Origin of the sequence: Streptomyces sp. NBC_00873, assembly GCF_045207415.1 — a bacterium.
In the GTDB taxonomy this organism is placed as follows: Bacteria; Actinomycetota; Actinomycetes; order Streptomycetales; family Streptomycetaceae; genus Streptomyces.
Genome location: NZ_CP108803.1, coordinates 2,514,759 through 2,535,999 on the forward strand (window position 1 = coordinate 2,514,759; position 21,241 = coordinate 2,535,999).

16 protein-coding genes and 2 pseudogenes are annotated in these 21,241 nt (G+C 70.9%); 10 read left to right on the top strand and 8 right to left on the bottom strand.

The window, feature by feature from the left end; all coding sequences use genetic code 11:
• Positions 1-122: 122 nt before the first annotated feature.
• A complete protein-coding gene (locus OH809_RS11285) occupies positions 123-1,958 on the bottom strand; it encodes a DUF2201 family putative metallopeptidase (RefSeq protein ID WP_406422514.1) in 1,836 nt (611 codons plus the stop codon).
• Positions 1,955-3,016, bottom strand: coding sequence for an ATP-binding protein (locus OH809_RS11290; protein WP_267008868.1), 1,062 nt, complete (start codon positions 3,014-3,016; stop codon positions 1,955-1,957). The genes OH809_RS11285 and OH809_RS11290 overlap by 4 nt, the downstream gene beginning before the upstream one ends.
• Before the next feature lie 474 nt (positions 3,017-3,490).
• Here OH809_RS11290 and OH809_RS11295 point away from each other — a divergent pair.
• The 5 genes and pseudogenes from OH809_RS11295 to OH809_RS11315 form a co-directional block, all read left to right on the top strand.
• A pseudogene (locus tag OH809_RS11295) lies at positions 3,491-3,682 on the top strand (GNAT family N-acetyltransferase); the annotation flags it as partial.
• Positions 3,683-3,910: 228 nt separating this feature from the next.
• The gene (gene rpmF / locus OH809_RS11300) at positions 3,911-4,081 is read left to right on the top strand and encodes a 50S ribosomal protein L32 (protein ID WP_406425250.1); all 171 of its coding nucleotides are present in this window, start codon (positions 3,911-3,913) and stop codon (positions 4,079-4,081) included.
• A gap of 5 nt (positions 4,082-4,086) precedes the next feature.
• The gene (locus OH809_RS11305) at positions 4,087-5,256 is read left to right on the top strand and encodes a GTP-binding protein (RefSeq protein WP_406422513.1); all 1,170 of its coding nucleotides are present in this window, start codon (positions 4,087-4,089) and stop codon (positions 5,254-5,256) included.
• A 57-nt stretch (positions 5,257-5,313) separates the two neighbouring features.
• Complete coding sequence (locus OH809_RS11310; protein WP_406422512.1) at positions 5,314-5,949, top strand: TIGR03943 family putative permease subunit; 636 nt, start codon at positions 5,314-5,316, stop codon at positions 5,947-5,949.
• 106 nt (positions 5,950-6,055) lie between these two features.
• Complete coding sequence (locus OH809_RS11315) at positions 6,056-6,508, top strand: hypothetical protein (protein ID WP_406422511.1); 453 nt, start codon at positions 6,056-6,058, stop codon at positions 6,506-6,508.
• A 47-nt stretch (positions 6,509-6,555) separates the two neighbouring features.
• On the opposite strand, the gene rpsN is transcribed toward OH809_RS11315, so the two are convergent.
• A complete protein-coding gene (gene rpsN / locus OH809_RS11320) occupies positions 6,556-6,861 on the bottom strand; it encodes a 30S ribosomal protein S14 (RefSeq protein WP_406422510.1) in 306 nt (101 codons plus the stop codon).
• The gene (gene rpmB, locus OH809_RS11325; protein WP_406422509.1) at positions 6,861-7,097 is read right to left on the bottom strand and encodes a 50S ribosomal protein L28; all 237 of its coding nucleotides are present in this window, start codon (positions 7,095-7,097) and stop codon (positions 6,861-6,863) included. Before rpmB ends, rpsN begins: the two co-directional genes overlap by 1 nt.
• 68 nt (positions 7,098-7,165) lie before the next feature.
• On the opposite strand from rpmB, the gene rpmG reads away from it, so the two are divergent.
• From rpmG to rpsR, 4 genes are read left to right on the top strand one after another with little or no spacing between them, the layout of a single operon-like run.
• The gene (gene rpmG, locus OH809_RS11330) at positions 7,166-7,330 is read left to right on the top strand and encodes a 50S ribosomal protein L33 (protein WP_030927675.1); all 165 of its coding nucleotides are present in this window, start codon (positions 7,166-7,168) and stop codon (positions 7,328-7,330) included.
• Between the two features lie 41 nt (positions 7,331-7,371).
• The gene (locus OH809_RS11335) at positions 7,372-7,626 is read left to right on the top strand and encodes a type B 50S ribosomal protein L31 (protein WP_406422508.1); all 255 of its coding nucleotides are present in this window, start codon (positions 7,372-7,374) and stop codon (positions 7,624-7,626) included.
• Positions 7,626-8,780 carry a CobW family GTP-binding protein gene (locus OH809_RS11340; protein WP_406422507.1) on the top strand — a complete coding sequence of 385 codons (1,155 nt, stop codon included), beginning with the start codon at positions 7,626-7,628 and terminating at the stop codon, positions 8,778-8,780. The genes OH809_RS11335 and OH809_RS11340 overlap by 1 nt, the downstream gene beginning before the upstream one ends.
• Positions 8,781-8,829: 49 nt before the next feature.
• The gene (gene rpsR, locus OH809_RS11345) at positions 8,830-9,078 is read left to right on the top strand and encodes a 30S ribosomal protein S18 (protein ID WP_406422506.1); all 249 of its coding nucleotides are present in this window, start codon (positions 8,830-8,832) and stop codon (positions 9,076-9,078) included.
• Here the strand turns inward: rpsR and OH809_RS11350 are convergent.
• Together OH809_RS11350 and OH809_RS11355 are read right to left on the bottom strand one after the other, a co-directional pair.
• A pseudogene (locus tag OH809_RS11350) lies at positions 9,052-9,141 on the bottom strand (ATP-binding cassette domain-containing protein); the annotation flags it as partial. The gene rpsR and the pseudogene OH809_RS11350 overlap by 27 nt on opposite strands.
• 754 nt (positions 9,142-9,895) lie before the next feature.
• Entirely contained in the window at positions 9,896-10,669 is a 774-nt protein-coding gene (locus tag OH809_RS11355; protein WP_406422505.1) for a VOC family protein, read from the bottom strand.
• A gap of 305 nt (positions 10,670-10,974) precedes the next feature.
• Here OH809_RS11355 and OH809_RS11360 point away from each other — a divergent pair, with 305 nt between their 5' ends.
• On the top strand, positions 10,975-11,835 hold the full coding sequence (locus OH809_RS11360; protein ID WP_406422504.1) for a hypothetical protein: 861 nt from the start codon (positions 10,975-10,977) through the stop codon (positions 11,833-11,835).
• Between the two features lie 388 nt (positions 11,836-12,223).
• On the opposite strand, the gene OH809_RS11365 is transcribed toward OH809_RS11360, so the two are convergent.
• Positions 12,224-14,488, bottom strand: coding sequence for a UvrD-helicase domain-containing protein (locus tag OH809_RS11365; protein ID WP_406422503.1), 2,265 nt, complete (start codon positions 14,486-14,488; stop codon positions 12,224-12,226).
• On the bottom strand, positions 14,485-21,240 hold the full coding sequence (locus tag OH809_RS11370; protein ID WP_406422502.1) for a DEAD/DEAH box helicase: 6,756 nt from the start codon (positions 21,238-21,240) through the stop codon (positions 14,485-14,487). Before OH809_RS11370 ends, OH809_RS11365 begins: the two co-directional genes overlap by 4 nt.
• Position 21,241 lies beyond the last annotated feature (1 nt).

Here is a 21,241-nt window from a genome sequence, read left to right on the forward strand (position 1 = left end):
AGGACCGCAGCAGCGGATTTCGTATCGGCCACCCCGGGCCGACAGCGTCGCCTCAGCGAAACGTGGCGGGAGGGCGTCGGTGAATTTCGGACCTCCACGCGAGACCCCGTGACGCCGGACCCTCAGCTCAACCGGAACACCGGGCCGCGCGGTGTGAACGGCAGAGAGGCACCCTGCGGGATCAAGAAGGCGTGCTCGCGCCGGATCCGCAGCGTGTCGCACCAGCCGTCAGTGATGACGAGCACCGGGGCCGCCGGCGGGAAGTCGTCGGCCCTGTGCAACAGGTCGATGCCCGGCTGCAGTTCGGTCCCGCCACGGCCGCGCACCCGAACCCGGCCCGCGATCTCGGCCGGTGGCAGATAGCCGGCGTCGTACGGTGCCGCGTCGCAGAACACCACGCGCGCCGCGGGTACGTCGCGTGCCTCCGCGTACGAGGCAATGGCGCCGAGTGCCTTGCCGAGCACGGCGCTGTTCATCGATCCGGAGGTGTCGAGAACGACTCCGAAGGTGCAGCGTGCCGTCTCCTGAGGAGGGAAGTACCGGCCCGCGCGCGGGATGTCCGGTGTCGACGCCTGCCGCCGCGCCGGGCGAGCGTAGGACCGTACGGATTCCGGTCGGGGGACGTACTCGTCGAACCAGCGGGCGAGCCTCGCATCCCACGGCACGGGCGGGTGGGCCAGTGCCCGGATCTCCTGGATCAGCCCGGCCGGCAGCAGGCCGCGCTCACCGTACTGATGCAGATCGAAACCCTGCACCAGGCCTCGCCGGTAGAAGTCGTCCAGGTCGGTGTACGGGCGCGCCTCCGCGTGCGGCAGCGCCTCGCCGAGGATGTCACCGGCACCCTTGCCGCGCAGGGTCGCGAGCCGTCGCTGTCGGCGCAGGTCGACCGCGATACGGTCGTACACCTCCTCGGCGGACAGGTCCCGCAGGCCCGGGTCGTACAGCAGCCCCTCGGGCATGTCGCCGACGCGCATCTGGACGAGCCAGTCGTTGACGACGTAGTCGGCCGCGACGTTGAAGAGGAACGGGTCGCGGCCACCGCGGCGTTCGCCGTGGCGCAGCGCGGCGTGCAGCATCTCGTGGGCGAGGATGAAGCGCCATTCCTCGTCGGTGAACGTGCGCAGTGGGTTGATGTAGATCTCACCTGCGGCAGAGCTGACCGCGGCGATCGCGATGCCCTGCGCACGGGCCAGTTCGGCGTCGGCCACTACCGTGAGGCCCGCAGCGAGTCCGCCGAGCAGCGGGTACGAGGAGACGAACCAGTTCATGGCCCGGCCCCAGGGGCTCTGCGGCGTGCGCTCTCCGGTAACCCGGTCGAGGCGTCCGCCCGCCACGTCCATGGCGGTGGAGACGCTCCGAGTGAGGGCGTGTGCGAAGGCGGTCTCCCAGTCCGGGACAGAGGTGTTCCATGCCTGCCACGTCGTGAGGACCTGGTCCGGGTGCCCGCCCGCGGTGCCGCAGAGCTCATAGGCGGCGGGGATGCCGTCGCGGCGCCAGCGGGCGGCGAGTTGTGCCTCGTCGCCGCCGGGATAGGACTCCGGCAGGTGTCCAGGGGGACGGCCTATCGGGAAGGTGAGCAGAAAGCGGTTGACGACCGTGCAGCGGGCCGCGAGGTCGAACCGGTCGGGCTGCTCGCGCGGGTCGTCCGTGGCGGCCGGCACATGCCCGAAGCCCAGATGCAGCAGGCAGTGGGCAAGGACCCAGGCCCATTCGGCCGGATCCGCCCGCTTGGTGGGGTGAAGGTGGACGGTGCCGTTGGAGGTGACAGCGGCCAGGCCCCCGGCCGGGGTCAAGGCACACTTGGCCTGTCTGCAGACGGAAGCCGTGACAGCGGCGAAGGCCGGGTTCCGCTTGACCATCGCGAGCCCCGCCGCGAACGCCTCGGCGGCCGGGTCGGACGTGCCGCCCTTACCGTTCTTCCCGCCCTTGCCGTTTGGCCCGCCTGCCGTGGCCTTCATCGCCGGGCCTCGACCAGCCTGGGCATGTCACGTGCCGCCTCGACGAGGAACCAGGCGGGCAGCACCGGCTGGCCATCGGCGTCGTCCGCGATGACAGTCTGCGCGACCTCGACCGAGATCTCGGCAAGCTGCACAAGCAGCGACTTGGCCCGGTAGGAGGTCTGCCGCATCGACGCCGAGACGTGCTCCTTCTGCCGTGGCAGCTCCTTCACCAGCCGTCCGCGGAACGCCTCGGCCAGGTAGTAAAGGAGGTCACGGTCCTCGAGCCGGGCGGGCCAGGAGGCGTCGCCCTTGAGGATCGCTTCGATGCCAAAGGTATGGCGCACGATCTTCGCGTAGCCGCAGAAGGAGACGGCATGTGCGGGCGTCAGCGTGCCGTGCACGATCACCTTCAGCGTCTCCTCGTCGATGTCCGGTCCGAAAGAGTGCAGGGCGTCGGAGAGCATGTGCCAGGAGCGGGGCGTGGAGAACGGCTCCTCAGTCTTGGGCGGCTGCGACCACAGGTGGTCGGGGCGGTCGATGAGGTAGTCCGTCACCCAGGGGTGGATGCCGTTCTCCCCCGCCCACACCAGCCAGTCCGCTGCCGATGCCCGCAGATGGACATGGGTGAGCCGGTTGACCAGAGCGGACGCGATGGGCCTCGCCAGCGCGTTGTCCGTGGCGCGGTTGCCGGCCCCGATGACGATCGAGCCGGCCGGGAGCTCGTACGATCCGATCCGCCGGTCCAGGATCAGCGAGTAGAAGGCCTTCTGGACGTCGGGGGTGGCGGCGTTCAGCTCGTCGAGGAAGAGGCAGTACGGTTCGTCGCGGGCGATGCTCTCCGGAGGGCAGAACACGGACCGCCCGTCACGGATCTGCGGCACGCCGATCAGGTCCTCCGGTGCGAGCTGCGTCCCGAGGAGACTGACGCACTCCAGTCCCAGCGACTCGGCGAAGCCGCGTACGAGCGACGACTTGCCGATGCCGGGCGCTCCCCACAGGAATACGGGCCGCACGGTGGCGAGCCCGAGCAGCAGGTCGGGAATCTGGGCGGGAGTGACGGTGACGGCAGCCTGCACGCGGAGGTGTTCCTTCGGGACGTGGGAGTTCGAGCCCGCTCAGTATGGGAGGCCCCACGGACCGCCGCAGCCGAATATCGGGCCGGTCGGTGCAGGGCCGGCCATACAAGGGGCGGCCGGAGCGCGTCCCGTCATCCCGAGTAGTAACCCCAGCGGGCCAGGCCGTCCTTGCCCATACAGCACTTCACGGGCCGCCCGTCGACGGTCGTCGCGGTGGCGCCCACGGGAGAGCAGGACTGCCCGAACCGGGCGCCCCCTGACTGCTGCCGCCGCCGCCCAAACTGCCGGAAGATCCGCCGCCGGTGGTGCCTCCACCGGTCGACGAGCTGCCACCGGTACTGCCTCCGCTGGTGCCGCCACCGGGAATTCGGCTACGGCTACGTACCCGAATGACACCGCGACGTCGTCGACATCGTGGCCACCTACCTGGACGACCCCCGGCTTCTGCTACTCGTGGCCGTGCACGGCGATGAGGTGGCGGCCACGACCGGCGGGCGATCGGCGGGTCCGGCCCATCCGCCGCACCCACGCTGGCTCGCCGAACGCTACCTGCCGGGCACGACCGCACAGCTCGTCCGGGTCTACGTCAAAGCCGAGCACCGGCGACACGGCCTGGCGCGAACCCTGGTGCGCAGGGCACGCGACTTCGCCGCCACGACCCCGGGCTACGACAGCATCCATCTGCACGGCAATGCCCATGTGGAGGGCGCCGAAGCCTTCTGGCGGAGCATGGCCAAGGAGATCTTCGACGCCCGGACGACCGGTGAGCACGGTCCGGGGGCGGCACGGTGCACTTCGAGATCCCGATGCCTCATTGACGCAGGGCCTCTAATTAGAAATGGAATCCATTTTCATGTAGCGTCTGCGTCGCGCCAACCGGAGAGGACCCGAACCATGGCTGTACCCAAGCGGAAGATGTCCCGCAGCAACACCCGTCACCGCCGCGCTCAGTGGAAGGCGATCACGCCGCAGCTCGTGCCGATCACGGTCGATGGCGTCGCCCAGCTGGTGCCGCAGCGGCTGGCCAAGGCATACGAGCGCGGTCTGCTGCGCCCCGAAGGCTGACGGGCATGGCCGAACGACTGCCTGTCACCGTCCTGTCCGGCTTCCTCGGAGCGGGCAAGACCACTCTGCTCAATCATGTTCTGAGCAACCGCGAGGGCCTGCGCGTCGCGGTCATCGTCAATGACATGAGCGAGATCAACATCGACGCCGCACTGGTGCGCGGCGGCGAGGCCGCCCTGTCGCGGACCGAGGAACGCCTGGTCGAGATGACCAATGGGTGCATCTGCTGCACCCTGCGCGACGATTTGCTCGAGGAGGTCGACCGTCTCGCCCGCGAGGGCCGCTTCGACTATCTCCTCATCGAGTCGAGCGGCATCTCCGAACCGATGCCCGTCGCAGCGACCTTCGCCTTCCCTCGCGACGACGGCGCCACGCTCGGCGATCTGGCCCGACTCGACACCATGGTCACTGTCGTCGACGCCGCCAATTTCCTGCCGGAACTGGAAGGCGGGGACGGGCTCGCCGAGCGCGGACTCGACCAGTACGAGGACGACGAACGCACCGTCAGCGACCTGCTGATGGACCAGATCGAATTCGCCGACGTCATCGTGCTCAACAAGCTCGACCTCGTCGATGTGCAGAGCGCCGACCGACTGGAGGCCGCCCTGGCTCGTCTCAATCCGGTGGCCCGGATCGTGGCGGCCACCCGCGGGCAAGTGGACCTCGGCGATGTGCTCGGTACCGGGCTGTTCGACCTGGAGCGTGCGCAGCAGGCCCCGGGCTGGGTCATGGAACTCAACGGTGATCACGTTCCGGAGACCGAGGAGTACGGCATCTCCAGCACGGTCTTCCGCTCCGACGTGCCGTTCCACCCGGGCCGACTGTGGACGTTCGTCACCGAGGGACTCGACAGTGGAGCCTTCGGACAGATCCTGCGCTCCAAGGGCTTCTTCTGGCTGGCCAACCGGCCCAACGTGACCGGCCTGTGGTCACAGGCCGGCTCCGTCGCCCGCTTCGAACCCTCCGGCGTCCGGGACGCGGACAGCGCACAGGGCCAGGAACTGGTCTTCATCGGCACCCGCCTGCGCACCGAAGCGCTTCAGGCCGCAATGACCGACTGCCTCTTGAAAGAGGGCGAACACCTCCCGTCTGTCGATCCGTTCCCCGCGTGGGACACCTACGGCATCGACGACGCCTGCGAGCACGAGCACCCCGAGCTCGTCCCGCAGATATGAGGACTCCGGGTTGGGCAGTGGTCGCAGCCACGGCACTGCCCAACCCGGTAAGCACGTTTGCCCCCGGCCAGACGGGCTGCTCCGCCCCGGACGCCGCCGGGGCGCAACGGGCTCCACAGCGACGCCGCCCTGCAGTCAGCCGCCACACCGTCAGTCGCCGCGCCATCACAGCATGGGCACGACCACTCCCATGGCCCGCGCATCGCCTGGCTGCTGCTGCCGCCCGCGCTCGCGCTGCTCTTCTTCGCCCCGCCGGCGCTGGGCTCCTACACGGCGACTCGCGACAATCCGGAGATCATCGAGGACTACGAGCGCTTCGAGGCGCTCCCCGCTCATGGCCCCGCCCCGCTCTCCCTGACCGAGTTCATCGCGCGGGCTCAGCAGGACGACAGGCAGAGCCTCAAGGACCGCACCGTACTCATGCAGGGGTTTGTCACGCCCGGCAAGGACGGCACCTGGGATCTGACCCGGCTTCTGGTCGCCTGCTGTGCGGCCGACTCACAGTCGCTGACCGTCGCCATGCACGGCGTGGCAGCGCCACCCGCCGACACGTGGGTAAAAGTGACCGGCACGTGGCACCCGGGCGGCGCTCTGGGCAGCACGTCCGCGGCACTGGCCCTGGACGTCGCAACCGTCGGGAGAATCCAGGAGCCGCCCGTCCCGTACATCGACAGGGCGCCATCCGTCAGCTGAAAGCCCACTCCGGTGGAAGACACGTGTTAACCCGCGACGCGCGATGACCATGCTTCGGCAAACTCCAGCTGATCCGCGACCTGCAGGACGAAGCACACCCGTCGCCATGGTCGGCGACGGCACCAACGACGCCCCCGGCCCTCGCCCTCGCCAACATGGGCATCAGCATGGGCGAACACTCCTCGCCCTGGAGACCGCTGATATCGCGCTGGCGGGCAACGATCTGTGCCAGGCAGCCGCCGCCGTCGAACTCAGCCGCCACACCCTGCGCGTCGTACGGCAGAACTACGGCCTCGCCATCGGCGTCAACCTCGTCGGACTGGTCGCCGGCGCCGGGGCCATGAACCCCGTCCTCGCCGCCCTGCTCCACAACACCAGCAGCATCGCGGTCGTCGGGAACTCGGCCCGGCTGGTCAACCACACCCCCTCATCCGCCCCGCACGACCGACGAGCAACTGAAGGCGGCCCCTCTGGAAGACCGCCGGGTTCGGTCCACCTGCCCCCGTACGAGCGCGCCCCGCGGCGGCCGTGGTGGCTTCCGGCACACTGCCGGCCGTGACTCGGCTGAGCCACGGCCGGCGGTTCATCCGCCGCGAGGGCGGGAGATCACCAGGACGACTTGGTGACTCCGGGGAGGAATCCGGCGTGGGCCTGCTCGCGCATACGGACGCGTGACAACCCGAACTGCCGCATGTGTCCCCGGGGCCGGCCGTCCACGCTGTCCCGATTGCGTACCCGGGTCGCGCTGGCGTCGCGTGGCTGCCGCCGAAGCTCCGCCAGAGCAGCTGCCCGCTCCGCCTCCGGGGTGCCCGGGCGGCGGATGATCTCCTTCAGTTCGGCCCGCCGGGCCGCGTATCGCTCGACGATCGCCTTGCGCTTCTCGTTCTTCGCGATCTTGCTCTGCTTGGCCATCAGACCTTCACTCCCCGGGCGCGGATGCGGGCTACCGCCGCCTCGATACCGATGCTGTCGATCGTCTTGATCGCCTTGCCGCTGAGCGTCAGACGTACATGCCTGCCCTCGCTCGGGAGCCAGTACCGCTTGCGCTGGATGTTGGGGTCGAAGCGCCGGGACGTACGCCGGTGCGAGTGGGAGATGTTGTTGCCGAAGCCCGGCTGGGCGCCGGTCAGTTGGCAGTGGGCGGACAAGGTGTTACCTGCCTCTCTTCAGACGGATACTTTTTGGAAATGGAAACCATTGTCATATACTAGCGCTCATGGCTCGCACCGAAGTACGCCCGATCATCAAGCTCCGCTCCACCGCGGGGACCGGCTACACCTACGTCACCCGCAAGAACCGGCGGAACGATCCCGACCGCATGGTCCTTCGCAAGTTCGACCCGATCGCCCGCAAGCACGTCGACTTCCGCGAAGAACGCTGACCCACCGCCCTGCCCCTGACCCTGACCCGAAGGACACCGTCATGAAGACCGGAATCCACCCCTCGTACGGCCCTGTCGTCTTCCGCGACAAGCCCGCCGGCTCCGCCTTCCTCACCCGCTCCACCATGACCAGCGACAAGACGATCGAGTGGGAGGACGGCAACACCTATCCCGTCATCGACGTCGAGATCTCGAACGTGAGCCACCCCTTCTACACAGGCACAGCCCGCGTCCTGGACACCGCCGGCCGCGTCGAGCGATTCGAACGCCGCTACGGCCGGCGCGAGGCGAACTGATGCAGAACCAGCCCCGACTGCCCGTCGTGATCGTCGGCGGGCTCCACTCCGACGCCCGCAAGGAGGTTGTGGACCGTCTCCTGCGAACCGTCCCCGGCAGTGTCGCCCTCCACCATGACCTGGCCTCAGCGGCCGAAGGCACCCTGCGGCGCCTGGTGCGCGACGCCTCGGGCCAGCTGTCCTACGGAGATGCCCCCCTCGTCAACGACTGCGCCTGCTGCGCACTGCGCGAAGACCTCGTCCCCGAGCTGGAGCGCCTGGCCGCCGGCGGCACGACCCGGCTCGCGATCGTCGAACTCTGGGACTCCGTCGAACCCAAGGCGATGGCAGAGGTCGTCGTCGCACACGGCGGCGACGCCCTCCATCTCACCAATGTCATGACCGCCGTCGACCCCGCGCTGGTGCTGCCCTACCTCGCCAACGGCGACGACCTGGCCGAGGCCGGTCTCGCCGCTGCCGCCACCGACCAGCGCACGGTCGGCGACACCTGGGCCCGTCAGCTGGAGTACGCACCCGTGCTCGCTCTCGTCGACAGCGAAGACGCCGACGACGAGGACCGCGCACTCCTCACCCAACTCCACCCGACCGCCCGCCAGGTACCGGCCGGATCCGGAGAACTCGCCCAGCTGGCCTTCGCCGGCTTCGACGTGGAATCAGCAGCCGCCGCCCAGCACCCGGCCTGCGCCCTGCTCCCCCAGGATGCGGACGAAGCGGGAGTCGCCACACTCGTCTGGCACCGCCGCCGCCCCTTCCACCCCGAACGCCTCTACCAGGCACTGGAAGACCTCTGCTGCAGCGCCGCCCGCAGCCGCGGCCGGTTCTGGCTCGCCGACCGCCCCGACACCCTGCTCGCCTGGGACGCCGCCGGCGGCGCGCTGTGCGTGGAGAACGCCGGCCCGTGGCTGGCTTCCCTACCGGACGCCGCCTGGGACATGGTGCCCCCGATGCGCCGAGCCGCTGCCGCACTGGACTGGCACCCCGAGCACGGCGACTGCTGCCAGCACCTCGTCTTCACCTCCCCCGGCCTCGACCGCGACGGCCTGGCACAGCTTCTCGAGTCGTGCCTGCTCACCGACGACGAGTACGCCGCCGGTCCCGAGGCGTGGAAGCACCTGCCAGCCGCGTTCGACTCCCTCCTCGACCCCGTCCCGTAACCCCGGCACCAGACACCCGACCGAAGTCAGCACCGAAGCAGGAGCACTCATGGCACGCCGTCACGACCCACGCAAGCCGCTCAAGTCCCGCCCCAACCCCCTGGACGCGGCCAGCATCACGTACATCGACTACAAGGACACCGATCTGCTACGGAAGTTCATCTCCGACCGCGGCAAGATCCGCAGCCGCCGCGTCACCCAGGTCACCGCCCAGCAGCAGCGGCAGATCGCCACAGCAATCAAGAACGCCAGGGAGATGGCGCTCCTGCCATACGCTGCCCGCGTCGGCGCGCAGTGAGTCGGCGATGCTGCGCGACAGGGTGGTCTTGCCGCAGCCCGAGGGGCCGAGGACGGCGGCCAGGAGCTACAGGGAACGGTGAGGCCCCGCGACGCGAACCGCGACGAGGCCGGTGGAGCTGTGCTCTGGGGACATCACCAGCGGTGTCTGCGAATAGGACGGCCGCAGAGCATTCCCGATGTAGGGGTGGGTGTTGCGGGTCGTCACCGTTTCCGCCCGGACGCTACTGATCCAGTTTCGGACGCCTGGTCTTACCAGCGCAACAGGCATTCGACGCGCTGGTGGCAAAGGGGCTGCCGGTCGTCATGACACGTGGGGTAGCAGGTCAGGAGTACCTCGACTCTGTGGCCAGGCACTGAGCGGCCTCGGCGCGGCGTCCGCCCCGGCGCACAGCCATGAGGACAGCGCCGAACGCCTCAGGGCCGGGCCACGAGCGGCGTTGCCGCCAGCGCGGTCGGGATTGCAGGGCGCGGCCTCGCGCCAGCCCAGCGGCAGGCGGTGCAACCGATGGTGCCGCCGCGCTCGCTGAAGGAGAGTCGGCCGTCGCCGGCTGTACCGAACGTCTCAACACTCAGCACGGACGACGGCCGCTGTAATCACGCTCCGTCCACTCCCGTAGCGGGAAGCACCGCGCCCGCCGGCTCCGCGCCCACCAGTACGCACCCGTCTACGACGTGCCGTCGGCGACGCCCTACCGCTCCTTGTCGTCCCAACCGCCTGAGGACCACGACGACGAGGACGAGAGGAAGGGGCACGGTGAGTAGGAGAAGAAAGGGGAAAGGCGAACGCGGAGGGCAGGGAAGGATCAGGGCGTCCGTCAGCCCTGACGTGGGTTCGGCTTCAGCACGGCGAAGACGGCGTGGCTTGGGTCTTCCAGCCAGGCGATGCGCCCGACATCCGGCACGTCCGCGGCTGGCATGAGCACCGACCCCCCACTCCCCCGCACCGCCGCGACGACAGCATCCGCATCGGCCACCGCGAAGTACGGAACCCAACGCGCCGCCTCCTGCCCACCCTGGAGCGGGGCTACGCCGCCGAAGGACCCCTCATGCTGGTCGCCCTCCTTGATGCTGAGGACCCGGTACGTCATACCGGGCGCCGTCATCTCTTCGGAGCGCCAGCCGAACAGCCCGTCGTAGAAGCGGATCGCCGCGTCCGGCTCGCCGACGTGCAGCTCGACCCACACCAGCGTGTTGTCCTCGGAGGTCTTCTCCAACCCCTTGTTGGACTGCAGTACGGCGAACTGCGCGCCCTGGGGGTCGGTGAACTGGGCCAGCCGGCTCTCGCCCATGTCCATGGGTTCGACGCGCACAGTGCCTCCGCCGGCGGCCACGGCACGGGCGGTGGCCTGGATGTCGTCGCTGCGGAAGTACGTCGTCCAGGCCGACTTGGCCCCGTCCTGCGTCAGCGGCCCGAGGGCGGCGACGGTCTTCCCCTCCTTCTGGAAGAACCCGTACCCGCCCGCGTCGGGCCCGGCGGACACGTACTGCCACCCGAAGACGGCGCCGTAGAAGGCGGCGGCTGGGTCCGTGTCCGGGCTACCGAGGTCGATCCAGATGGGTGCCCCAGTGTGAAAGTCGGTGCCGAGCATGCGTTTCCTCCTGCGAGTCCGGTACGGAGACCCCCGCCACTATGCCGCCCCCATGGACCGGGCTCGGCCCACCGGTCCAGATCGATCCGAGGGTTTCACCCGGGCTGGGGAAGGGAGAGCCGGAGGAAGTGCAGCTAGGCCCGACATACGCGAGGCCCGAAGAATATGTGCAGGAGCATCACACGGGCTGCACACGGCCTTTCGAAAGCCTGGTTAGCGTGGCTGGCCGTTCGATCCCGCGTGCGAACGTGATCAGGCCGTGGCCCAGGCGGGCCGACGGCGCAGTCAACCCAGGAAGACCGCAGATGGACTACTGCTCCTCGTGTCGTCGGCATCTCAACGGCGCCCTGGTGTGTCCCGGGTGCGGCGCCTACGCTCCGGACATCGCTCCTCCTTCCGCCGACGGCCGCGGCGGCCCGGCCCGGGGCGCCGCCTCGGGGATGACCGGCGCCGCACCCGGCGCAATGTATGCCGGAGAGTCCGCAGTCTCCGACAGGTGGCACGACGCCCCCCTGCGTGACGAGGCAGAGCTCGGGGTTGGCACGAACGCGGCCCCATACGCCGGCCCGTCCGCCGATGTCGAGGGCGTGCCGCCCGCTCGGCAGGGGCGGGCGGCACGCCGTCGCCAGCTGGCCCGCTGGAAGAAGAACCAGCGTCGGGCCGTGGTCGCGACCGCCGTCGCCCTCGTCGGAGGCGGCCTGACCGTTGCCACGATGGATCGGCACTCCACCGACCAGGCACAGGCGGCCACAGCGCCGGACGACAGGAGCATGGGCGCCGCGGAAGAGCCGGTGCCTGAGCACACCCGTCCGGCGGCTACACCGCCCACCACTCACCGGTCGTCAGACACCGCCCCCGAGGCGCAGTCGCCGGCCACCAGCGCCCCGCGTCAGCAGCCCTTTGCGGCCCCGCCCCGCAGGACGCCGCAGATCGCCCGGCCGGACGCCACCGTGCCTCCCCGTCCGGCTGCGACGACGGCCCCACAGCCGCAGAACACCGCGCCCTCCTCAAGTGCTACGGCCCCCGACCTCACCGGTACGGCGAAGGAGCAGCCGTCGGCGCCCGCAGCCGCCGGCGGCACGGACTCGGGCTCGTCCCAGGCCGGCCACGCACCAGCATCCACGTCGCCGACGGAGGTCTGCCTGCTCGTGGTGTGCCTCGGCTGACCGTGCCGGCACCCGGCCGTGCCCGGCTCGGCGAGCAGGACGTGCGGCTCAGATGACGAGCGGCCGCCGGGAGCGGATCGCGCCACGCCTCGACGTCGCACGGCCGGGGAATGCGGGACTCACGCCGACGGTGGTGTCCCGGCTCCTCACCGACGCCCGCCGCCTGGACGCGCTCGGCTCCCGCCGTCGTATGGCGTGTGCTCGGGAGGGGAACAGAGCGCGCGAGGCGTGCGTCAGCCCGCGGCGCATGCCCCCGCGCACCGCGTCGTCCTCGGCACGCGGGCCCAGGACGGCCGGCCGCACTTCGGCAAGGCGGGTGAGTCATCGGAAAGATGTCGCCCTCAGTGGGGTTGGGAAAAATACCAGGTCAGAGGCGGTTCGCACTCTTTCACCGGGGCGGAAGCAGCGGTTCCAGGAAGCGGCTCGGCTCACCGTGCCAGGTGATGGCGAGCGCGTCACGGGCGCGCGTAGCCGCAACGAAGAGCAGCGAGCGTGCCCGGTGCAGTTCACGCTGGTGGCGGCTCGGGTCCGTGCGTTCCCAAGCATCCACAGAGGCGCGGGGTACGAGTCCCTCGGCCACCCCAGCGATGATCAGGCAGCGGTACTCCAGTCCCTTGAATCGGTACATGGTGCCGATGTGGACACCCTGGTCGTTCCGCGGTCCGTCCTGTGTGATCTCCGTCGGGGTGATGCCGCGTCGCGTAAGGCGGTCGGCGAGCTGGGTGACCATGTCGTTGGTCGGAACGCAGATCGCCGTGGACTCGCGGGGCACGTCGTGCCAGTCGCGTAGCTGCTCGACGACGAGGTCCATCTCCTCGTCCCAACTGCGTGCGCCCCGCAGGGACGGGCTCGAGCCTTGGAGGACGGAGCGGTATCCGGCGATCGTCTCGGCACTGCCGTCGAGGTCGTCGTAGTCCGTGTCGTCCAGGACCCGGATGGCGTCGCGCAGGATTTCCCGCGTGGTGCGGTAGCTGAGGGTCAGCCGGGAGGACCGGCCGCGGATGTGGACGCCGAGGCTGCCGAGTGTGACCTGGTTGTCGTAGATCCGCTGGTGCGTGTCGCCGACGAGGAAGATGTCGTCGGGCTCGGCCGGCACCATGGCGCGCAGCATCTTCCAGTGGGCGGCGCTGAGATCCTGCGCCTCGTCGACCACGATGTGCCGATAGCGGTAGCGCAGCCAGGCACCGGAGCCGGCCTCGACGTGGAGGTTGTCCAGGCCTCCCCGGTCGTCGCGTTCCTCCGACCGCCGGTCGATTCTGGCCTTGCGAGCGATCTCCAGCCGTGCCGCTCGCTCGGCGACCTGGCGGTGGGTCTCCAGCCCCTTGGTCTCCAGGCGCTGGGTGAAACGTTCGGCGAGCTGCCAGATGCCGGCTCGCTCGGCGCGTGTGACGCTGCGTCCTCGGCCCGCGCGCCGGGCGGCGAAGTAGTCGCTCCGGGAGGTCACGGCCTGGCCGAGGATGACCTGGTTCCACTCGTCGCTGAGGAACTCGGCGCTCCAGCGGGTCTCGCCCACCTCCACCAACAGCTCCCGCCACTCGCGCAAGGCTGCCGTGTCGTCGATCCGCCGCTTGGCGCTGCCCGGGTCGGCCTCGCTGACGAGGCGGGTCGCGAGCTGGTCGACGTGGGCGATGTCGACCCGGGCGAGTACGTCGGGGCCGCCGAGCGAGAGGAGCCGGGCCCGCAGATCGGCGGCGAGGTTCTTGTTGAACGTGGTGAGCAGGACGGGCTTGTTGCGACCGGGCGGGAGCCCTCGCACCAGGTGGCACACACGATGGAGGGCGACGATCGTCTTGCCCGTCCCCGGCCCGCCGCCGACCCGTGCCGGGCCGGAGTAGCGCCGGTGGACCAGCTTCTCCTGGGTGGGGTGGAGGAAGATCTTCCACCGCCCGAAGTCGCCCTCCTCCAGGATGCTCTGCAGGGACTCGTCGTCGGTGATCACCACGGTCTGGGAGCGGTCGATGGCCGCCTGCCAGTCGTCGGTGTCGAGGTTCTGCTCGGGTTCGCTCACGGCGACGGGCGCGGTGACCTGGTCCATGACCGCGTCGTAGGGAACACCGTCGCGCAGCCGCAGGAGGACTTCCCCGGTGTGGCGGGGCGCGTACTCGGCGAGACCGAGCAGCTCGTCGTCCGTGGTGAGTTTCCGGACGATCGGGATGAGCGGTTCGGCGACGCCGAGGTCCGCGAGCTGTTCGTCGGTGTACGCGGCGAACAGGGGCTCTTCCACCGGCCTGCGGGGGGCGGGTTCCGGAGCGGGGGTTGCGGGCGGCGCGGGTTCGCGGCGCTGCACGTTCTCCTCGACGACCTGGAGGTCGACGTATTCGATGGCGCCGGTGATGTGGTTGATGCCGTAGTTGAGCCGGTCCAGGTTCTTGTGGACGTGGCTGCGGTGCTTGACCGAGACGAGAAGCCAGTCGTCACCGCCGAGGCGGATCATCAGGGCCCGCCACTCGCGGTTGACGCGCGCCGACCAGAGCCGGTCGTGGCCTTCCAGCTGTTTGAGGTCGAAGCCGCCGGCGTCCGGGTTGCGGCGGAAGTCGTGCTGGAACTTGTAGAACGCCCCGAGGACGGCGCGGTCCAGTTTGACGATTTCCTTGTCGGCCTTGTCCAGCAGGCGCAGGGTCACGCCAGTCCTGGGCGCGCCGGTGACCGTCATCGCTCGTTCTCCTCGTGTTCGTTCGTGGCCCGACCGGCGACTCCGCTCACCAGCCCGGCGAGTTCACCGGCGTCCCATTCCGTCGCGGTGCGGACCTGCCAGCCCGCGTCCCGGTAGGCCCGGTCGCGTTGTTCGGCGTCGATGTCCCGATTGCTGCCCGGGTCCGGCCGGTGCGCAAGGACGACACCGATCCGCCGCGCCGGCCAGGCGAGTTCGGCGGGCCAGGCGGCTGCTCCGAGTTCGTAGCCGGCCTCGGGCGCGGGCAGGCCGAGGCCGGCGAGGACGCGGGCGAGGCCGGGAAGGCCGGGGTCGTCGATGAGGAACTCGATGACCTCCTCCCAGGCGGGGTCGCGGACGGCCGCGGGGGATTCCTCGGCGGTCTGCCCGACCGACTCGGGTTCGTGTGCCCGCCGCTGGGAGGTGAGCCACCCGGCGCCGCCGGTGACCGCCAGCTCGGCCGGGTCGAATCCCGGCAGCATGCCGGCTGTGAGCTGTACCCCGTCTCCCTCGCCCACGTCGAGGAACTGGAGCAGGTTGCTCCAGTAGAGCCAGGCCTGCCAGCGCCGCCGGTGTGCGGCCTCGTCCGCCGTGACCGTGGCCGTGCTGTCGTCGAGCACGGTCAGTGCCGTCCAGACCGCCCCGGTCTGCCCCCTGCGCAGGTCGAGCGCGATGGTGAGCGGACACCCTGACGCGTCCCGGGTCGCCATGACCTGGACGGCGCCCTGTCCTCCGGCGAGCCGCCGCCCGTGCAGCGCCTCGCCGACCCTGCGGCCGGTCGCCTCGCCGTCGGCCAACGCCCTGCTGGTCGCCGACACGGCGGCGAAGCCCGCGAGCGCGCTCTGGGTGCGGCGCCGCCAGGCGTCGGGGTCCGGGTCGGTGAGGTACCCGATCAGCGTCTCGACGGGGTTGGCCCACACGAAGCGCGACAGGTCCCGGGTGTCTCCGCCGTGCATGCGCCGGTGGACGTCCATGGCCGTCTTCTGCGCGGTGTTCGGGTACGGCTTCCAGACGGGGTCGGCCTGCGGCTTCGTCCGGCCCGTCCACGCCTGCACGTCGTCCCAGGTGAGCTGGAAGACCTGCCAGCCTTCCGCCCGCAGGCGGGTGCGTTTGCCCGCGTCGTCCTCGGCGGTGAGGTGCTCGGGGCTCGCGTGGTAGCGATAGCCGTCGAGGTAGACGGCCACCCGCCGGTCGTCGTCGGTGCTGCGGAAGACGACGTCGGGCCGGGTGAAGCCGAGCGGTGTCTGCGTCTCCATCTGCCAGCCGCGGACCGTGCCGTCGGGTGCGGTGAAGCGCAGGGTCGTGTCCCTGGTGCCGTCGGCGGTGAGTGCGGTGCGGACGCTGACCTCGTCCACCCGCTCGGCCCATTCGAGCAGCCCGTGCCGGAAGAGTGCCTCCAGTTCGCTCTCCACCTGGTGCACGAGGGTGATGTCCCGGGCGGTGGCGACGGGTTCGGTACTCCATCGGTCGGCGGTGCGGCCGAAGAGGTCGCCGAGCATGTCCAGCGCGTGCTCGCGGGAGACGAGTTCGTACTCGCCGTCGGTGACGTGCCGCAGCAGGCAACGGTGGCACGCGGGCCGGCCCTGGCCGACGCACACGCAGGTCTCGATCACCTGGCGGGCGTCGTCCAGGACGCCCCTGAGGCCGTCCTGGCCGGCGAGGCGGTGCAGATATCCGGTGCCGCCGGGCAGCGTGTCGTACAGCACGAGGAAGTGGCGGCGCAGGGCGGCCTGGCCACGTTCCTCGGGCATGGAGTCGGTGACGACGGCGAGGTGGTCGGGGTCGCCGCCGTAGCTGCGGGCGATACCGGCCAGCAGCAGCGCCTTGAAGGAGGCGAGCCGTTCCTGGGTGTGGGCGGTGACGGCGGGGATGAGGATGCGCAGGGCGTCGGTGCGCAGCTCGTGGGCGAGCAGCACCTTCTCGCCCCGCCGTGCGGTATCCGCCCCGCTGCGCCGCCTGGGGCACCAGGGACGGTGGTACTTACCGTATGCGGCCGCGTCACCGGTGTCCTGGGCGGCGGGGCCGCCGTCGGGGTCGGCGAAGCCACACGCGTCGCAGACCCAGAAGGGGTTGAGGCGGACCTCGCGCCCGGCGAAGGCCGTGTCGGTGCCGCCGTCCACCCGGGTGGCTCCGGTGTTGATGTGGCGGATGCGTGCCTGGCGGGTGAACTCCCACCCGAAGGTGGCGTGTTCGTGCTTCCACGCCTGTTCGACGTCTTTCGCGTCGATGTCGACGGCGGGCACGACGGTGTAGTGCCGCCTCTCCCGTTCGTCGCTGTCGTCGCGGACGCGGACGTCGTCGCGTTCGTCCCGGGAGGTGACGCGGCGCGGCACCAGGACCTTGTGCAGGCAGCCGACGTCTCCGATGGCCGCGGACCGGCAGCGGGGGCAGGGCGAGGGATCCTGCTCGGCACGGTGGGTGCGGACGTGCCCGCAGTCGGGGCAGACGCGCCACCAGATCCAGGCCGGGCGGCCGGGACTGCCGATGTCCAGTCCGGTGACACGGTGCTTGTAACCCTGGGCGTAGTAGTGGTTGCCGGGGGCGAATTCGGAGAGGGCGAGGCGCGCGGGGCGACTGTGGTGGAGGGTCTTGCTGTGGTCCTTACGGGTGCCGTCGGCCTGCTTCTCCGCCCAGGTGAGGGTGGCCTCCAGTTCGGTCGCCGAGTCGATCAGGCTGTAGTTCGGCAGCAGGCCGAGATCGACGAGCGCACCGTGCGCGGTGGTGCGGCTGATCTCGCGGGAGACGCGTGCCACGTCCCGGCGCTCGGCGCGCAGTTCGCGCCCCTGCCGTTCGTGGTCGGGGTCGCCGGCGACGAGCAGTCCGTGGGCCCGGTCGATGGCCTCGGTCCGGCGCTGCAGGTCGGCGCGGCGGTCCTCCCAGCGCCGGCACGCGGTTTCCAGGGCGCCTCCCAGTCCCTCCTCGCCGGGGTCGGTAGCGTAGGTGACGAGGGCGGCGCGGGCCTGCGGGCTGACGCCCGTGCCGCGGCTCTCGTCGTACGCGGGGAACAGGTCGAGGAAGCCCTGCACGAGCCGTTGTCCGTCGGCGAGCGCGGCTTCGGCGAACTCGGCCTGCCAGGCCGAGGGCCCGAACAGATCGGTGGCGCGTCCGGGCAGCGGCCGCAGTGGCGTCCCGTCGGGGGCGGTCAGCCGTCCGGCGCCCGCGAGGTCGAGGAGATGGGCGAGGTACTGGCGGCGCAGGATCTCGGCCGCGGACAGGTAGCAGCCGGGCGGCAGGACGTCCCCGGCGATCATGAGCCGGGGTTCTTCCAGGTAGTAGCGGTCGCGCGGACCGCGGTCGACCATGGTGAGCAGGTACGCGTTGCCGGTCGAGCGACCGGCCCGGCCCACGCGCTGGATGTAGTTGGCCGGCCCCTTCGGCAGGGAGGCGAGGACGACGGCCGACAGGTCGCCGATGTCGATGCCGAGTTCGAGGGTGGGGGTGCAGGACAGCACCTGCGGGTTGGCGTAGTGGACGTCGGTGCCCTCGCGGAAGGCCTTCTCGACGGCCTCGCGTTTGGCGCGGCTGAGTGTGCCGGTGTGTTCCGCCGTGTTGATGGTGAAGACGCCGGCCTCGCGGTACATACGCCGGTAGAAGTCGTCGGTGAAGTCCCGTTGCCGCAGGCCGCTGTCGAGGTCGCGGCCGGTGGCGAGGATTCCGGCGCAGCGGTAGCGCGGACACGGCTGCCCGTGCCACTGGTCGGCGAGGTCGGGGTGGACGGTCTGCTCCCAGAAACAGACCGGGCAGTGCGCGGTGGCGTCGGGCAGCGTGTCGTCGGCGAGTCTGCGGACCTGGATGTGTCCGGGCTGGAGGCCGTAGACGCGAGTGGCCCCGTCGAGTGCGGTGCGCACGGCGAGGACCCCGGTGTCGGCGAGGGCGGGCAGCAGCCGGGTCAGGAAGTCGGTGGCGGCCTCCCTGCGCAGCCCGAGGGCGCGTACGGCCCAGTCCTGGTACCAGCCGAGCCGGCCGGTGAGGACGTCGAAGTCCTCACTGCCCTGTTTGGGGGTGCCGAGCAGGAACGCGGGCGCGGAGACCCCGCGGGGGAAGGCCGGCATGCCGGTTTCGCGTCCGCCCCAGATCGCCCACCGGCGCACCCCTGCCTGGTCGAGCCAGGGGTCCAGCCAGGCGTGCCGGACGGCGCCCCGGATACGCAGCCGCTCCAGCAGGCCCCGGACGAAGCCGGTGTACCGGTCGGGGCCGGGCACCGATCCGTCGGGCAGCGCGATCTCTCCGGGTGTGGTGAGCAGCGTCTCCCGTACGAGGTCGGCGACGGCGTCGGCGTCGGGCAGGGGCACGTCGGCGGCGACGGTGCGGGTGAGTTCCAGGGTGCGGCCCTGCCGGGACCGCAGGCCGAACTCCATGACGGTGGCGAACGCCAGGCGCTGCGCGATCAGTTCCCAGGTGGCCCGGGATCCGCGGCTGCGTCCGGAGAGCAGGGTGTCCACGCCCTGGATCAGGTGCAGGTCCGGCGGGATGACGGCGGCCTGCACCGCCTTGCTGTCGACGACATCGGCGATCAGGTCGGCGGCCAGATCGCTCAGGGTGATGGGCTCGTCCTCGTCGATGCGGCTGGCGAGCAGCGCGCGCAGCGAGAACGTGTAGGAGCGGCTGGCGACGTATCCGGCGCGGTGGGCGGCGTCCTGGACGGAGTCGTTGAAGAGGAGGGTCTTGTTCTCGCCCTTGTTCTTGTCCAGTTCGCCGCCGGTGAAGAGCTGGGTGACGGCGGCGGCGGCGAGCGCGGCGAGGCCGGTGCCGAGGTAGCGGATGGAGTTGAAGGTGCGGCAGGCGGGGCACTGGTCGCGTTCGGCGGCCCGGTCGCCGTCGAGGTCGGCGTGGACGAACGCGGCGTTGTGGAGGGGCCTGGGCCGGCGTGGTCCGTCGCCGTCGGCGGGGGCGGTGAAGTCGGTCTCGGGTGAGAGGGGGCGCAGCCGTCCGCCGGCGCCTTCCAGGACCATGACGGCGGGTCCGCCGCGTCGGCGTTCCGCCCCGGCCGCGAAGGCGGCGTCGTGCACTTCCTGCGGGGTCGCGGCGATCATGTTGCGCACCCGGCGCTTGTCGCGGCCGACCGAGGCGCGGCGGATCTTCGAGGCGTTCAGGTCGAGTTCGGCCGGGTCGACCTCCGGCGAGTACGCGGCCCAGCCGGAGCGTCCGCACTCGCGGCAGAAGACTGCGGGCAGGAACACCTCGGCGGGCGGCGGGGCGCTGTCGTAGGCGGGTACGGCGGCCTGCTCGGCCGCGTCGGCCGGTACGACGGGGTCCTCCCCGTCGTACGGCGATGTCCTGGTGGCCGATCCCTGGTCCTTGCGGGCCAGTGCGCCGCGGGAGGTGACCCGCTCGTCGTCCCAGCGGAACTCGGCACGGGCCGCGCTGATGCCGCGCAGCACGCGGGAGACGGACCGTACCCAGTGGTGGATCTCGATGGCCAGGAGTGGCCGCCCGGGGTGCTCGGGGTCGCGGGCGTACGACAGGAGGGCGATGTAGCGGGCGAGTGCCTGGGCGGCGGTGCGCGGCCGCTGCTGCACGGCCATGCCCCAGTGGTAGGCGTAGCGGGGCAGCACCTCGGTGATCTCGGCGAGGGTCCTGGGGGTGCCGTCGAGGATCTCCAGGACGGCGGCGGTGAGCCGGTGGCGGCGCAGCACGCCGCCCAGCTCCTCCGGGCTGGGCCCGTTCAGACCGGTGAACGCGGTGACGAGGCCGTCCATGGCGTCCGGATCGCGGGTGGGGTCGCCGAGCTCGGCGACCTCCTGCGGGGAGGGGAACGGCAGCGTGAAGTCGCTCTCGCCGGTGAAGTCCTTGGTGGAGCGCCGGTCCTCACCGACGACCGACTCGGGCGGGAACGGCACGCCGAAGACCTGCTCGGCGACCTCCAGCATGCCGGGCCCGCCGCCCGCCCGTCCGGTCCCGCCGGGGCCGTTCTCCCCCAGCGTGGCCGACGTGGCGACGGGACAGACCGGCCCCAGCGGGCGGCCGGGTTCCGCGAGTCCGGTGACGGACCCGAGCCGGCGCAGCAGCATGGCGACATCCGTGCCCTGGGCACCGTCATAGGTGTGGAACTCGTCGAGGACGACGTACGCGAGCGCGGAGTCCTGCCACAGCCGCTGGTCCTCGGGCCGCTGGAGGAGCAGGTCGAGCATCTTGTAGTTGGTGAGCAGGATGTCCGGCCGGGTGCGCCGGATCTCGTCCCGGTCGACGGTGATCGCGGGGTTCGCCTGCTTGAACTCCTGCGACGGCTTGTCGCCGATGTAGAGCGCGGCCCGCACACCCGCGTCACGCAGCCGGGTGTCCCGGGGGTCGTCGAGCCGCTTGTTGATGCGGTGGGCCTGGTCGGTGGCGAGGGCGTTCATGGGGTAGAGCAGGATCGCCTTGACGCCCTCCCGGCCCGCCTCACGCTCGCGGCGGCAGTGGTCGAGCAGCGGGATCAGGAACGACTCGGTCTTCCCGGACCCGGTGCCGGTGGTGACGAGGGTGGGCCGCGCCGGACCGTGCAGCGTGGACAGCCTCTCCCAGGCGAGCTCCTGGTGCCGGTGCGGGGTGAAGTCGCGGGGCCACCAGGTCAGGTGCCGCTGCCAGTCGTCGCCCTCGGCGCTCCGGAAGGGTGTACGGATACGGAGGTAGGGGCCGCGGAAGATGCCGTCTTCGGCGTCGCCGAGGAAGCCCTCCAGGGCGCGGCGGGTGCTTTCGTCGGCCAGCGCGTACGTCGTCGCGAGGTACTGGCTCAGACTGGCCCGTACCTGGTCGGCGGCGAGTGTGGGACGCACG